This window comes from Paraburkholderia sp. WS6, assembly GCF_030464835.1.
In the GTDB taxonomy this organism is placed as follows: Bacteria; Pseudomonadota; Gammaproteobacteria; order Burkholderiales; family Burkholderiaceae; genus Paraburkholderia; species Paraburkholderia madseniana.
This window is the reverse complement of record NZ_JALQCK010000070.1, coordinates 14,828-28,200: the sequence shown is the minus strand read 5'-3', so window position 1 is coordinate 28,200 and position 13,373 is coordinate 14,828. Positions and strand designations below refer to the sequence as shown.

Annotated in this window: 13 protein-coding genes; all 13 read right to left on the bottom strand. The window is 62.3% G+C overall.

Translation table 11 applies throughout. The features are described from left to right. Positions 1-96: 96 nt before the first annotated feature. Entirely contained in the window at positions 97-1,122 is a 1,026-nt protein-coding gene (gene hypB, locus M0D64_RS42810; protein WP_266262064.1) for a hydrogenase nickel incorporation protein HypB, read from the bottom strand. Next, on the bottom strand, positions 1,122-1,451 hold the full coding sequence (gene hypA, locus M0D64_RS42805) for a hydrogenase maturation nickel metallochaperone HypA (protein WP_097392783.1): 330 nt from the start codon (positions 1,449-1,451) through the stop codon (positions 1,122-1,124). Before hypA ends, hypB begins: the two co-directional genes overlap by 1 nt. A gap of 18 nt (positions 1,452-1,469) precedes the next feature. Further along, the gene (gene hypE, locus M0D64_RS42800) at positions 1,470-2,561 is read right to left on the bottom strand and encodes a hydrogenase expression/formation protein HypE (protein WP_301717742.1); all 1,092 of its coding nucleotides are present in this window, start codon (positions 2,559-2,561) and stop codon (positions 1,470-1,472) included. Further along, the gene (gene hypD / locus M0D64_RS42795; RefSeq protein WP_266262063.1) at positions 2,558-3,829 is read right to left on the bottom strand and encodes a hydrogenase formation protein HypD; all 1,272 of its coding nucleotides are present in this window, start codon (positions 3,827-3,829) and stop codon (positions 2,558-2,560) included. Before hypD ends, hypE begins: the two co-directional genes overlap by 4 nt. After that, positions 3,826-4,542, bottom strand: coding sequence for an SIS domain-containing protein (locus tag M0D64_RS42790; protein WP_266262062.1), 717 nt, complete (start codon positions 4,540-4,542; stop codon positions 3,826-3,828). Before M0D64_RS42790 ends, hypD begins: the two co-directional genes overlap by 4 nt. A 30-nt stretch (positions 4,543-4,572) precedes the next feature. Beyond that, on the bottom strand, positions 4,573-4,890 hold the full coding sequence (locus tag M0D64_RS42785) for a HypC/HybG/HupF family hydrogenase formation chaperone (RefSeq protein WP_266262061.1): 318 nt from the start codon (positions 4,888-4,890) through the stop codon (positions 4,573-4,575). Positions 4,891-5,022: 132 nt separating this feature from the next. Then, complete coding sequence (hypF, locus tag M0D64_RS42780) at positions 5,023-7,434, bottom strand: carbamoyltransferase HypF (RefSeq protein WP_266262060.1); 2,412 nt, start codon at positions 7,432-7,434, stop codon at positions 5,023-5,025. A gap of 237 nt (positions 7,435-7,671) precedes the next feature. Continuing rightward, positions 7,672-8,223, bottom strand: coding sequence for a hydrogenase maturation protease (locus tag M0D64_RS42775; protein ID WP_266262058.1), 552 nt, complete (start codon positions 8,221-8,223; stop codon positions 7,672-7,674). Then, positions 8,220-9,668, bottom strand: a complete 1,449-nt coding sequence (locus tag M0D64_RS42770) for a hypothetical protein (protein WP_266262057.1) — start codon at positions 9,666-9,668, stop codon at positions 8,220-8,222. The genes M0D64_RS42775 and M0D64_RS42770 overlap by 4 nt, the downstream gene beginning before the upstream one ends. Further along, the gene (locus M0D64_RS42765) at positions 9,665-10,312 is read right to left on the bottom strand and encodes a DUF6084 family protein (protein ID WP_154565636.1); all 648 of its coding nucleotides are present in this window, start codon (positions 10,310-10,312) and stop codon (positions 9,665-9,667) included. Before M0D64_RS42765 ends, M0D64_RS42770 begins: the two co-directional genes overlap by 4 nt. Continuing rightward, positions 10,305-10,940, bottom strand: coding sequence for a DUF5947 family protein (locus M0D64_RS42760; protein ID WP_266262056.1), 636 nt, complete (start codon positions 10,938-10,940; stop codon positions 10,305-10,307). Before M0D64_RS42760 ends, M0D64_RS42765 begins: the two co-directional genes overlap by 8 nt. Beyond that, on the bottom strand, positions 10,937-11,539 hold the full coding sequence (locus M0D64_RS42755) for a NifU family protein (RefSeq protein WP_266262055.1): 603 nt from the start codon (positions 11,537-11,539) through the stop codon (positions 10,937-10,939). The genes M0D64_RS42760 and M0D64_RS42755 overlap by 4 nt, the downstream gene beginning before the upstream one ends. Further along, on the bottom strand, positions 11,536-13,350 hold the full coding sequence (locus M0D64_RS42750; RefSeq protein ID WP_154565639.1) for a nickel-dependent hydrogenase large subunit: 1,815 nt from the start codon (positions 13,348-13,350) through the stop codon (positions 11,536-11,538). The genes M0D64_RS42755 and M0D64_RS42750 overlap by 4 nt, the downstream gene beginning before the upstream one ends. Positions 13,351-13,373 lie beyond the last annotated feature (23 nt).

The following is a 13,373-nucleotide window of genomic DNA, read 5'->3' as shown; positions in this document are numbered from 1 at the left end:
CAGGGGCAACGCTAATAGACCACTAACAATTCAAGGAAAGGCCAACGCCCCAGGAACACTGACAAAAGCGCCGCGCAGGCACAAAAAACCCCTACCTCATCCCGCCCGCATCGCCCGAAGCCACGCATACCAAGCCTCCATCCCTTCGCCGTTCTGCGCCGACACCTGCAGAACCTCAATCCCAGGATTGACCTTCCGGGCATAGCCAATACACTTCTGGACATCAAACCGCAAATACGGCAACAGATCGATCTTGTTCAACAACAACAACGAACAAGCCTGAAACATATGCGGATACTTGATCGGCTTATCCTCGCCTTCCGTGACGGAAAGAATCAACACCTTGGCCCCCTCGCCAAGATCGAACAACGCGGGACACACCAGGTTGCCGACGTTCTCGATCATCACGACCGAATGCATCGGCGGATCAAGCTGCGTCAGTGCTCGCGATGCCATCTCCGCATCCAGATGACACCCCGTGCCAGTGTTGATTTGAACCACCCGTGCCCCGGTTGCGCGAATGCGCTCGGCATCGTTAAGCGTCGCCTGATCGCCTTCAATCACGGTGAGCGGCAACGTCTCGCCTAGATCGTGGATCGTGCGCTCGAGCAATGTAGTCTTGCCCGCACCCGGTGAACTCATCAGATTCAGTGCGAGAATCGATCGCCCCGCCAGCCAGCCGCGATTACGTTCGGCCAGCAATTGATTCTTCGCCAGAATGTCCTGCTCCAAAGTGATTGACGTGACGTGCTCGCTCCCGTGGCTGTGCGGGTGATCATGCGTGTGGGTATGACCGTGCGCGTGGTCGCCGTCATGTGAATGCTCATGCGGATGTGAATGCGCGAGGACACCGTCGTGCGAATGTTCATGCTCGTGATGGTGCGGATGCTGCGAGTCGTGTGAATGTGGCTGGCCGTGCACGTGCAAGTGGATCTGCGGATGCAGGTGTGCATGCCTCTGCTCATTTCCACTCACTCGCCGATACGACGGTTCACGCGTGCCGACTGCCGCGCCTTCTCGCGTAGCTTGCGATTGCGATTGCGCTTTCGCCTGCGCCTCCTCCGCATCCAGATCCGTCACCGCCGCGCCCTGCGTATTCGAGCATCCGCATGTCGTACACATCACACCACCTCCATCTGCCGGATCTTCAACTGCTGCCCCGAAATCAGTTCGAGATTGTCGCTCCCGCATTCGCACTGCCCAAACGGCACATCGATGTCGAGCGTCTCGCCGCACGCGAGGCAACGTGCCTGCCCTGGCATCTCGATGATTTCCAGGGTCGCGCCCTCCACCGCCGTGTCCTTCGCGCAGACGTCGAAGCAAAACCGGATCGCGTCCGGCATCACCGCCGACAATCGCCCGATCTCCAGCGTCACCCTTCTCACGCGCGCGCCGTTGGCCTGTTCCGCGCAAATCTCGACGACGCTGTTGGCAATGCTCAACTCATGCATGGCGCACTTCTCCAGCGATCAGCAGATGCGCGGCAGTTGCTCGCCCACCAGCATGTCGACAATGCGCTGCCCGCCGAACGCCGTCTGCATGACGACAAGACCACCCGCGCCCACCTCGCCCACCCCCACCGTGCCAATTGCCGCCGCCTCACGCCCCGCCGGATGCGCGCGCATGGCAGCGAGCACCCGCCCGGCTGCATCGCCGGGCACGACGGCCACCAGCTTGCCCTCATTAGCCAGATACAGGGGATCGAGGCCGAGAATCTCGCACGCGCCCTTGACCTCCTCCCGCAACGGCAGGTCCGCTTCACGCAGCCGTATCGTCACGTTCGAACTCTGTGCGAATTCGTTCAACACGGTCGCGACGCCGCCGCGAGTCGCATCGCGCAAACAATGAATCTGTGGGCACGCATCGAGCATTACCGCGATCAACCCATTGAGCGGACAACAATCGCTTTCCACATCGGCTTCCAGCGCAAGTTGCTGGCGCGCGACCAAAATCGCCGCGCCATGATCGCCGAGATAACCGTTGACAATCACAACGTCGCCAGGGCGCGCGTTGCGAGCCGAAATCGACACGTCGCGGCGCACCACGCCGATGCCGGCGGTGTTGATAAAGAGCTTGTCCGCGCAGCCACGTTCGACCACTTTGGTATCGCCCGTCACGATCGCGACGCCCGCTTCGAGCGCGACCCGCTGCATGCTCGCGGCAACACGTCGCAAGATATCGACGGCAAGCCCTTCTTCGATCACCACCGCGCATGAGAGATATAACGGTGTTGCTCCGCATACGGCAAGATCGTTGACCGTTCCCGATACAGCCAGAGTACCGATGTCGCCGCCTGGAAAGAACAATGGATCGACTACGTAGCTATCGGTCGTAAACGCGAGACGGTCTCCATGCGTCGCAAGATCGGCGAGCGCGAAAACGGCCTGATCCTCCAGCGCCGCGAGCGTGGGATTGTCGAAGGTCGAGACGAATACGTCTTCGATCAGATCCCGCATCGCGCGGCCACCGCCGCCATGTGCGAGATTGACGGAAGCGTCGCGTATGTGCGCCACGCGGCGGGGTGCCATCGGCTGCTGAGGATCGGGCACGCGGTCGTTCATGAATGGCCTCGCGTGGTGGACGCATAGGCTGCATCGTCGATCAGCGCAGGCACATCAGGCATAACGGCCACGCCGCTTGCGCCAAGGCACGCCGGGGCCGTCGCGTCGGCTGATTTCACGCTCTGCCGCGCAACGCGCCGCTCATCGATCCGCGACGTGTCGATACGCCCATAGTTGTAGTAAGCCGCGCAGGCGCCTTCGCTCGACACCATCAACGAGCCGAGCGGAGACTCCGGTGTGCAGGCGGTGCCGAACACTTTGCACTGATGCGGTTTGATCACGCCCTTCAACACCTCACCGCATTGGCATGCTTTCGGGTCCGCGATCTTCAGATTCGGCACATCGAACTTGCGCTCCGCGTCAAAAGCGGCAAACGTCTCACGGACCCTGACCCCCGAGTGATCGATAGAACCCAGTCCGCGCCATTCGAAGAACTCGCGCGTCTCGAACACGCGCATCACCGCCGACAAGGCCTGCGCATTGCCGTCCTCCGTCACGATCCGGCCATACTGGTTCTCCACCTCGCAGCGCCCTGCTTCGATCTGCCGCAACACCATCCACATCGATTGCAAAATATCGAGCGGCTCGAATCCCGCCACCGTGATCGGCTTGCGATAGTGCCGGGCGACAAAATCATAGGGCCGTGTGCCGATCACCATGCTGACGTGTCCCGGACCAAGAAAGCCGTCGAGATGCAAATCGGGCGAATCGAGAATCGCCTTGATGGTCGGGATGATCGTGATGTGATTGCAGAACAGCGAGAAATTGTGGATCTTTTGCGCGTGTGCCTGCAGAACCGTCATTGCAGTGCTGGGCATGGTCGTCTCGAAGCCTAGACCGAAGAAGATCACCTCCCGGTCTGGGTTTTGTTGCGCGATCTTCAAGGCGTCGAGCGGCGAATAGACCATCCGCACGTCCGCGCCGTCGGCTTTCGCTTTCAGCAGGCTCTTCTTCGAACCGGGTACGCGCATCGCGTCACCAAAGGTCGTGAAGATCACTTCCGGACGCTCGGCTAACGCGACGCAATCGTCGACGCGGCCCATCGGCAGCACACACACCGGACAACCTGGGCCATGCACGAACTCCACCGTATCGGGCAGCATTTGCTGAATGCCGTAGCGGAAAATCGTATGCGTATGGCCGCCACACACTTCCATGATTTGCAGCGGCCGTTGTTTGGCACGCTCGATGCGGGACACCAGCGCGCGGATTTCCTTCTCCAGCGTTTTCGCTTTGTGCGGGTCACGAAACTCATCGACGTATTTCATGGTGCACCTCCGTCCGCCGAGCTGGCCAGGCCAGCCGAACCGGCGAGGCCGCCGCGGTCGTCGGCAAGCAGCGTATGCACGAGGTCCCACAGAATGTGATAAATCGCGACGTGGGTCTCCTGCACGCGATGAATGCTGTCACTCCTCACCACAAGGCAATGATCGACAGCGGCACTGGTAGCCATGCGCCCGCCATCGTGACCGGACAGTCCGATAGTCAGCAGGCCCAGCTCTTTCGCTTTCGCAAAGGCAGTCAGCAGGTTTTCGGAATTTCCGCTGGTCGACACACCGATTAGCGCGTCGCCACGCCGGCCTTGCGCCACCAGTTGCCGCACGAAAATATGGCTGAAGCCGACATCGTTGCCGACCGCGGTCATCATGGCCGTGTCAGCCACGAGGTTGATGGCGGTGAGTGCCGGGCGACCCGTGGTCACCGGATGCAAAAATTCGACGGCGATATGCGAGGCGTCGCAACTCGAACCGCCATTGCCCATGGTGAAGAGCCTGCCGTCGCGGCGGTACATCTCGGCAAGCGTGTGAGCAATTCGCACCACTGCTGGGCCGTTTTCGTCGAAGAAGCGTTGTTTGGTGTCGACGCTGTCCTTTGCTTTCAGACGCACTGAATCGAGCAGTGCCGCGTCGAGCTTGTCCGCGTCCTGGCGTGCGCCGTGCAGGAACGGATACAGCGTCTGCAGGGATTCATGTTCGGGCATGCCGGCCTCCGTTGGCTTCCGATCAGACGCTTAAGGCGCGCTGCGCAATTCTTCGCGCAGTTCGTCCCGCAGTTCGTCCATCCCGGCGATGTCGTCCATCTCGCCCTGCGCGACGCCCAGTTCGTGCAATAACGCGAGCGTGCGTGCCGCTTCCTGCTCGTCGAGCCGGCTCATCGCGAAGCCCACGTGCACCAGCACCCATTCGCCGATGCACGCGCTTGCCGGCCGTCCCTCGCCGATCACGAAGGCAATGTTGATCACGCGCCGCACACCGCCGACGTTGACGAGCGCGAGATCGTTCGCCGCGTCGGTCACTTCGACGATCTGTCCCGGGATGCCCAAACACATGGTGTTCTCCCATCAGCCCGCTTTTGTGCTGCTACTTCTGCACTGCTACTTCCGCGCAGCTACCTCTACACCGTTACTTCCGAACGACCGGCTCTACATCGCTACTTCCACGCTGCCGCCTCTACACCACATTCAAAACCCCTCGCGCCCCTGCGCCGCCGCCACAACCGCCTGCCCTAGCGACAACCCGCCGTCGTTGGCCGGCACCTGCCGGTGCGTCAGCACCCGAAAACCCGCAGCGCCGAGCCGCCCGGCTACCTGTTCGAACAGGATACGATTCTGGAAAACACCACCAGACAACACCACACTGCGTGCATCGACCGGGCCTGTCAGCAGGTCGGCCAGGCATTCGACCATTCGGACGATCGCAATGGCCAGCCCCTTGTGAAACCGCGCCGCGACGACCGGCACGGATGTGCCGCGCAACAGGTCGTCGAGCAAGGTCTCCCACATCGGCCGCGGCTCGATGCAACGCAGACCGTCCGGCATGGTGCTGATGATTTCAAACGGGTACGCATGGGCATCGCTGTCGTCTCGCAGCGCGTTCAGATCGACCAACGCCTCGAGCTCGATAGCCGCCTGCCCTTCGTAAAGCACGCGTTCCCGGCACACGCCGAGTGTCGCCGCCACGGCGTCGAACAGACGGCCCACTGAGCTTGCCAGCGGACTATTGACGCGTTGCGCGATCATCGTATCGAGTGCGTCGCGCGGACGGCTGCTGAGGAACTGCTGTACGTCGAGTCCAGCGTATTGCCGTGTGAAGCCGCGCCAATCGAATGCCGCCATCAGATGCGCGTAAGCATTGCGCCACGGTTCGTCGATCGCGCGTGCGCCGCCGGGCATCGCAACGGGTTTGAACCTGCCGAGACGCGTGAAGCCGCGGTAATCCGCCAGCATGAATTCTCCGCCCCACAGCGTGCCGTCGGCGCCATAACCGAGACCGTCGAGTGCGACGCCAAGCATCGGCAGCGCATCGAGCGCCACGCCGTTTTCCGCCATGCACGCGGCGAGATGCGCGTGATGATGCTGCACTTCGACCACCGGGACCTGCCACGTTTGTGCGAGGTCATAGCCGATCTTGCGCGACAGGTACTCGGGATGAAAGTCGAGCGCCACCGCCTGCGGCTCATGTTCGAACAGGCGCAGATACTGCGTCACCGAGCGACGATAGTCCGCATAGGTCAACGCGTCTTCCAGGTCGCCGAGATGATGCGAGACTATCGCCTGTGCATTGCCAGCAAGACAGAAGGTGTTCTTGAGTTCGCCGCCCATTGCCAGCACCGCCGGCGTTTCGGCGAAACCCGCCGGCAACCGCAACGGCGCCGGCGCATAGCCGCGCGCGCGCCGCAACACACGCGGTTCGCCCTGCACGACGCGGGCCACCGAATCGTCGACCCGGCGTGCGATATCGCGATCGTGCATCAGGAAAACATCGGCAATGCGGCCGAGACGTGCTCGGGCATCCGTATTGTCGATGCACGGCGGCTCGTCGCTCGTGTTGCCGCTCGTCATCACGAGTGCCGTGTCGATCGACTCCATCAGCAAACGATGCAACGGCGTGGACGGCAGCATGAAACCGAGCGTACCGACACCCGGCGCGACGCCAGATGCGACGCACTCCGCGCCGTCGGCACGGAGGATGACGATGGGTCCGGCCGCGCTATGCAGCAACGCGAGTTCCGTCTCGTCGGGTTTGCAATAGCGGCGTACGGCCTGCAGATCGCGCGCCATCAGCGCGAACGGCTTGCGCTCGCGCCGTTTCAATTGACGCAAACGGGCGACCGCGGCTTCATCGCAGGCGTCGCAGGCGAGCTGAAAACCGCCCAGGCCTTTGATCGCGACGATCGAACCATGCCGCAACAGCAGGCTTGCCGCGCGACAGGGATCGTCACCGTCAGCCCGTGCGCCGTGCCGGCTTTCCAGCCAGACACGCGGGCCGCATACAGGACACGCGACCGGTTGCGCGTGAAAGCGCCGGTCGGCGGGATTCTCATACTCGGCGCGGCACGCTTCGCACAGGTCGAACGCGGCCATGGTTGTGTTGGCGCGATCGTAGGGTATGGCCTGAACGATCGAAAGACGTGGCCCGCAATGCGTGCAGTTCGTAAACGGATAACGGTAACGGCGATTCGCCGAATCGGCGATCTCGGCGGCACAGTCCGCGCAGATCACTGCGTCAGGCGTGACACCGGTCTGCACATGGCCGGTCTCGCTTGCCACGATGCGGAAATCGCTGCCCTGGGCCGCTTCACTCAGTTGATGCCGCTCGATCGCGTCGATGCGTGCGAGCGGCGGACACTCCGCGCTCAAGCTTTCGATGAAGCGCTGCAGCGTCCACGCATCGCCCCACGCATGAATCAGCACGCCGTCGCTATCGTTGCGCACGTCGCCGACCACGCCGCACGCATGCGCAAGCCGCCATACGGTCGGGCGAAAACCGACGCCTTGCACCAGTCCGCGCACACGGATTTCCTCGCCGAGCGGTCCGTGGACCGCCGGGAGTGGAGGTGAAGACTGTCCGGCAGGTTGTGTTTGCGTGCTCATGGCCACCTCCCTGACTGTTGTCGCCTACATGTTGCGGATACGGATATAGCGCTTGATGTCCTTCATATTCGCGATCACGCCGAGCACCAACGCCGGCAACAAGAGGTACTTCAGAAAGCCTTTCATGACGCCTCCCACTTCAGTTATTTCACACCGTATCCGTGACGGCCCACCGCTTAGTCGCTCCATCCATCAGCGCGCGCGAACGCCCACTCAACCGCCCGGCTGCCCGTTCGCTCAAGCGACCCGTGCGGACAACCGCTCCATCCTTGCCATCACAAGCGTCACAGCGAGTTCGACCGCCTGCTCGACCACCGCCGCCACCGTGCCGCTCAACCCCATCCTGCCTTCCTCGCCATTCTCGAACCCGAAGTCTTGCGGCTCGCAACCGAGCACGACAATGTCCTCGCAGCCCCCGCCCAGCATTCGCACCGTTTGTAGCACTTTGGCCGGATCCATTTCGTGCGGCGACATCAGGATCGGCGCCGCATACGGATCGCCGGGTTCAGCGCCGACGGCCTCTTCAACGGACGGCTCGATCACATACAGCGTGCCCGGCGCACCGCCGCGCTGCGTCGTGTCGATCAGAATTGCGCTGTCCACGCCGTCGAGCAGCGCATAGCAGAGATCGATGCCGCGAATGCCGAAGTCCGCCACGCTCACGCCGTCAGCGAACGCAGGCAACTCCCCGGCACTAAGTTTCTCCCGCAGACGGCGTACCACTTCGACGCCGAAACCATCGTCGCCGAGAAACACATTGCCGATGCCCGCCACCAGAATCGCGCTCATGCGTGCCCTCCTTTACGACTGGCGAGACTGGACGGGCCGAATGGCCTGGACGGGCTGGCCCCGTTGACCAGCGGCTCGATCTCGTCCGGGCCGAAGAAGAAGCGATGGCCGGGCATGCGCTGCAGGCCGAAGTCTTTGCCAGGGTCGTCGTCGACCGTCACGGCAACGTGCACGTGATCGTCGAAATCGCGCTCGATCGATTCGATCGTGGCAACCATGCCGCTCAGCGCGATATCGAAGATGTCCGCGCGACCGCGTGGGCGCAAGCGCACCTGATCGCCGATCCGGATCTCGACGCCCGCCACCCGCACGCAGGCCAGATGCGGCCGCGCGTCGAGTTCCGCCCATGGCGACACCGGCATGGCGGGCGTTTCCAGCGGTGAAAATCCGCCGACACTTACCCCGTCGAGTGCGCGCACCTGCCGCAACGTGCCATGCAGCTTCTCCATCTGCTCGGCACCGAGACTTTCGGTACGTGCAAGCAAGGCACGCGCGCGCTCGTCCGTGGCGATCATTTCGCGTTTTTCGTCGTCGGTCATGGTGAGAATGCGCAGTGTGAGGATTTCGTCGATCTCCGTGGAGTCGAATAGATCGCCCGCACTTTCAGGCGCAATCTGCGGGAAGTCGTAGAGAATGATCGGCGAGGCGAGCATCGTGTCGGGCTGTTGTTCGTCACCCACGAGAACTGGCCACACGCCGATATTGCGGCTCGCGGCGGCCGCCGCGGCCAGTTCAGTGGGCGGATCGATAGAAGAAATCCACGTGCCGCCCTCGATGGTCAGCACCGTATGACAGGACACCAGCGCGTACAGCGAAGCCGCATCGCGCTTCAAGCCGTGGGCATTGTCGAGCGGTGTCTCGTTGACGATGCGCACCGTCAAACGATAAACCCCGGCGGCTACGCTCGCGGCGCTCAATTCGACGTGGCCTTGCAGCGAAGCGCGGATACGGCGCAGAGCGCCACGTAGCGTGCCTTGCCTGTCCGCGAGCGGTTCGAGATCGCTGGCGGCGTCGAACGAAAACGCGATCTGCAGCGGTGCGTCAAGCAGTTCGCCCATCACCAGAACCGGTACGGCGATGTGCCGTTCGGCCGCTTCCTGCCATGCGGTGTAGCGCCGCTCGTCGATATCGAGCACGGGCACGGTGCGCCAGGCCGGCTCACCCGACTCCGGCCGCGCGGCGGAAGCCTCGTCCACATCGAGCACCATCCGCTCGATAACCTGCAGAAAACCCGGCCGCACGGCCACGCGGGTGTGCTTGTCGCCACGCAGCAGACACTCGGTCTGCGTCACCCACGGATCGCTACCCGACGCCTCGACATAGGCGCGCGGATACACGCCGCCGAAGGTCCAGCGTTGCCGGTTCTTCACCGAGGTCGGCCGGTACGGATACAGCATGTAGCCTTCGTACAGCACCGCCTGAACCACGCTCTCGACCGCATTCACGATATGTCCTCCTCGACGCCGTCGAGCAGGCTCGACACCGCCTGCTCCCAGCTCGTGAGACCCCGCCTGCTTTTATAACGCGAGAGCCGATCGAACACATCCCGGTGCAAACACAGCCAGGCGCCGTTCGGGTAGTAGCGGGTCATCATGTCGCGCCATAGCGCAACGGGTAGCCGGTACGCCGCTTCCTTGTGCCAGGGAATCGGCGCGGCCTGCAACGCGCCGTCGTCTTCGCGATAGAACACCGTGCCGCTGAATTGCAGCATCAGCGGAATCTCGCCCTCTTCAAGGCCGTGAAAATATTTGGTTGCGGCCACATTGAAGTCGTAGCTGCATGGCACCGGCAAATCGAGCGTGCATTCGCCGGCAAACGGTGGCGCGACTATCGACGTATGCGCCCATAGCAGCGTACGTAGCGTCTCGCCCCAACGCGGCGGCGAACCGAACAGATCTTCAAGTCCGTACTGCTCGGCGGGCGCGTAGCGGCGCTGCGTCGCTTCGATCTGGATCTGGCATTGCAACGTGATGCTGGCGATCTCTTCCTGCGCCGGCGTATTGGCGATACGCAGCCTGAACGTCAGCAGCGGCGCTGCGGCGAACGGCACGACTTCCGCCGATTCGACAGTGAACCCGAGATCAGGCATGGAGCAAGCCCTCCGGCACCCGGCCATGAGCCTTCAGTGCGGCGAAGAAACGATGAATCGAATCCCACGCCTCCCTGCCGCCGGACAGTCCGCGCCACCGTGCGCGGATCACACCGGTCAGCGCGTAACATTGGTCGATCGGCACACGGTAATAATCGCGCGCGCCTTCGCTGCGGTTGACCAGCAGCGCTTCGACGTCGGGTTGCAGTTGCGCGAGCAACGGATTCCCCGCGACCAGTTCATCCCACGCCTGCAATTCCAGTAGCGATTGCGTGCCGCCGGCCGGTCCGGGATACAGCGCCACGACGCGTTGCGCCGCGCTGTCATGAAAGAAGAAAGCGATATCGATGGGAATCGCCAGCGCGTCCCATTGCGCATCGCTCATGCGAAAGCCGTCGAGATAGTGCGCGTCGCGTGGCACCGGACGATAGCGCGCATTCTGCTGACTGCCGAACAGCAGCGCGCACGCACGGCAACAGCAAAAGAGCTGCCGTTTGGCGGTTTCGAACAGATGCGGATGATCGGATAGCAGCGGCAGGCCGCACAACTCGCACTGGATGTCGTCGGCTTTTCGCACGAATTGGCGCAGCCGCGCGACCCAGCCGCGTGTCGGGGCGGCGGCCGTCATTGCGCGCCGGCCTCGGTCCGGCGTGCTACGTCATTTGCCACATCCTTTGCTACGTCATTCACCGCCTCGGTGTGATGCGGCACAAAGCGCAGCTCATGCACATTCACGTCCGGCAGACCCGCGATCTCGACACGCATCGCTTCCGGCGCCGCTTCGAAGATTGAACGTTCGATTTCCTGCTGCAATTCGCCCACTGAGTTGTGCTTGCCCTGCAGGCGGCCGGCCACACGCACACGCACGGCCTCTTCCGCCGCGTCGAGCAACTCGATCTGGATGCCCTGTACGCCAAGCAACGGCCGCATCTTTTCGACCGCACGCGACACGCGCGTCGGTAGATCCTGCGGATGCAGGCCGTGCAACAGCAGCAACGCCGACACGCCCGCGTCACGCTCGAACGCTTCGATCATGGCGTCGTCCATCACGCCCGCCTCAGCCACGATCTCCATCAGCCGTGCGAGCCCGTTCGTATGCAGATCGAGAACGACCTGCAGCAGTTCTTTCGCCGGCTCACGCGCGCACGGATCCTCAAGCGCTTCCAGCGCCGCAATCAGTTCCTCGATGCGGCGTTGCTGGGCGACGACCGCGCTCTCGTTGTTCACGTGTGCGCTCCCTGCATCACGCCAAAGGTCGGCGAGTGCGACGTATCGATCGTCTTGCCATTGCCGACGTACATATGCACGCCGCACGGCAGGCACGGGTCGAAGCTGCGCACGGCGCGCATGATGTCGATGCCCTTGAACTTGTCCGGCCCGTTCTCTTCAAAGATCGGCGTATTCTGCACCGCGTCTTCATACGGTCCGGGCGTGCCGTAGATATCGCGCGGATTGGCGTTCCACGGAGTGGGCGGATACGGGTGATAGTTGGCGATCTTGCCGTCGCGGATCACGAGGTGGTGCGAGAGCACGCCGCGCACCGCTTCGTGGAAACCGCAACCGATGCTCTCTTCCGGCACCGTGAAATCGCTGAACGTGCGAGTGCGTCCCGCGTGCAACTCGGCCAGCGCCTGCTCGGCAAAGTACAAGGCCGCAGCCGCTGAATACGCCTGAAAATACGTGCGGGCGCGATCGCGTTCAATCGCATTGCTCCACTTCGGAATCTTCCATTCGAATTCGACTTCGGGTTTGAGCGCGGTCTTCGGCAAATAGATCTTCACGCTGTGGCCGGTCGCCTTGATGTAGCCGATGTCGACCAGCCCCGCCAACGCGGTGGCCCACAAGCGCGCGATCGGACCACCGCCGGTATCGAGCGCAAGGTGATCGCCGGTGCGCTTGTCGAGCCAGCGCGGCGACATCACCCACGTGTAGTTGCCGTCGAATTTCCGCTTCTGCGGATGCGGCAGCGTGGTCTGATTCCACGGATGCTTACGGTCCACCGGATTGCCGAGCGGATCGTTCTTGACAAAGGTCTCTTCGTGATCCCAGTCGTCGTAATAGGAACTGCCCAGCAGGATGCGGATATTCAGGTTGATATCGACGAGATCGGTCGTCACCAGTTCACCGTCCACCACCACGCCGGGCGTGACGAACATGCCGCGGCCCCATTGCGTCATCGTGTTGTAGTTGTAGTCGCACACGTTCGGGTCCTGGAAAGACCCCCAGCAACCGAGCAGAACGCGACGGCGGCCAACTTCTTCGTAACCCGGTAGCGCTTCATAGAAGAAGTCGAACAGATCGTCATGCAACGGCACGACTTTCTTCATGAACTCGACGTACTTCATCAAACGCGTGATGTAATCCGTGAATAGCTGAATGGTCGGCACCGTGCCCACACCACCCGGATAAAGCGTCGACGGATGCACGTGACGTCCTTCCATCAGGCAGAACATCTCGCGCGTATAGCGGCTGACCATCAACGTCTCGCGATAGAACTCGCCAGTGAACGGATTGAGCGCGGTCATGATGTCCGCGATGGTTTTATAGCCGTGCTTGTCCGCGTGCGGCGCGGGTGTTTTCTGCGCCTTGTCCCACACGCCGGGATTGGTTTCCTTGACCATCCTCTCGCAAAAATCCACGCCCACGAGGTTGTCCTGGAAGATGTTGTGGTCGAACATGTATTCGGCCGCTTCACCCAGATTGACGATCCATTCGGCGATCGCCGGCGGCTTCACACCGTAGGCCATGTTCTGCGCGTACACGGAACAGGTCGCGTGATTATCGCCGCAGATTCCGCAGATGCGGCTCGTGATGAAATGCGCGTCGCGCGGGTCTTTGCCCTTCATGAAAATGCTGTAACCACGAAAGATCGACGACGTGCTGTAGCACTCCGCCACACGGCGGTTCGCAAAATCGATCTTGGTGTAAATCCCCAGACTGCCGACGATCCGCGTAATCGGATCCCAGTTCATGTCGACCAGCTTGCCCGGCGCTGCCTGGGTACTGGTGGTCGCTTCAGGTGCGGTACTAACGGCCATGACCTTCTCCCTGCTGACAAGTC

What these genes read in the sequence shown, in the direction of transcription:
- hypE (WP_301717742.1), bottom strand. Translation starts at nt 2,561, where the DNA reads ATGAACGACCGCGTGCCCGATCCTCAGCAGCCGATGGCACCCCGCCGC.
- hypB (WP_266262064.1), bottom strand. Translation starts at nt 1,122, where the DNA reads ATGTGTACGACATGCGGATGCTCGAATACGCAGGGCGCGGCGGTGACG.
- M0D64_RS42790 (WP_266262062.1), bottom strand. Translation starts at nt 4,542, where the DNA reads ATGCCCGAACATGAATCCCTGCAGACGCTGTATCCGTTCCTGCACGGC.
- M0D64_RS42775 (WP_266262058.1), bottom strand. Translation starts at nt 8,223, where the DNA reads ATGAGCGCGATTCTGGTGGCGGGCATCGGCAATGTGTTTCTCGGCGAC.
- M0D64_RS42785 (WP_266262061.1), bottom strand. Translation starts at nt 4,890, where the DNA reads ATGTGTTTGGGCATCCCGGGACAGATCGTCGAAGTGACCGACGCGGCG.
- hypA (WP_097392783.1), bottom strand. Translation starts at nt 1,451, where the DNA reads ATGCATGAGTTGAGCATTGCCAACAGCGTCGTCGAGATTTGCGCGGAA.
- hypD (WP_266262063.1), bottom strand. Translation starts at nt 3,829, where the DNA reads ATGAAATACGTCGATGAGTTTCGTGACCCGCACAAAGCGAAAACGCTG.
- M0D64_RS42760 (WP_266262056.1), bottom strand. Translation starts at nt 10,940, where the DNA reads ATGACGGCCGCCGCCCCGACACGCGGCTGGGTCGCGCGGCTGCGCCAA.
- M0D64_RS42750 (WP_154565639.1), bottom strand. Translation starts at nt 13,350, where the DNA reads ATGGCCGTTAGTACCGCACCTGAAGCGACCACCAGTACCCAGGCAGCG.
- hypF (WP_266262060.1), bottom strand. Translation starts at nt 7,434, where the DNA reads ATGAGCACGCAAACACAACCTGCCGGACAGTCTTCACCTCCACTCCCG.
- M0D64_RS42765 (WP_154565636.1), bottom strand. Translation starts at nt 10,312, where the DNA reads ATGCCTGATCTCGGGTTCACTGTCGAATCGGCGGAAGTCGTGCCGTTC.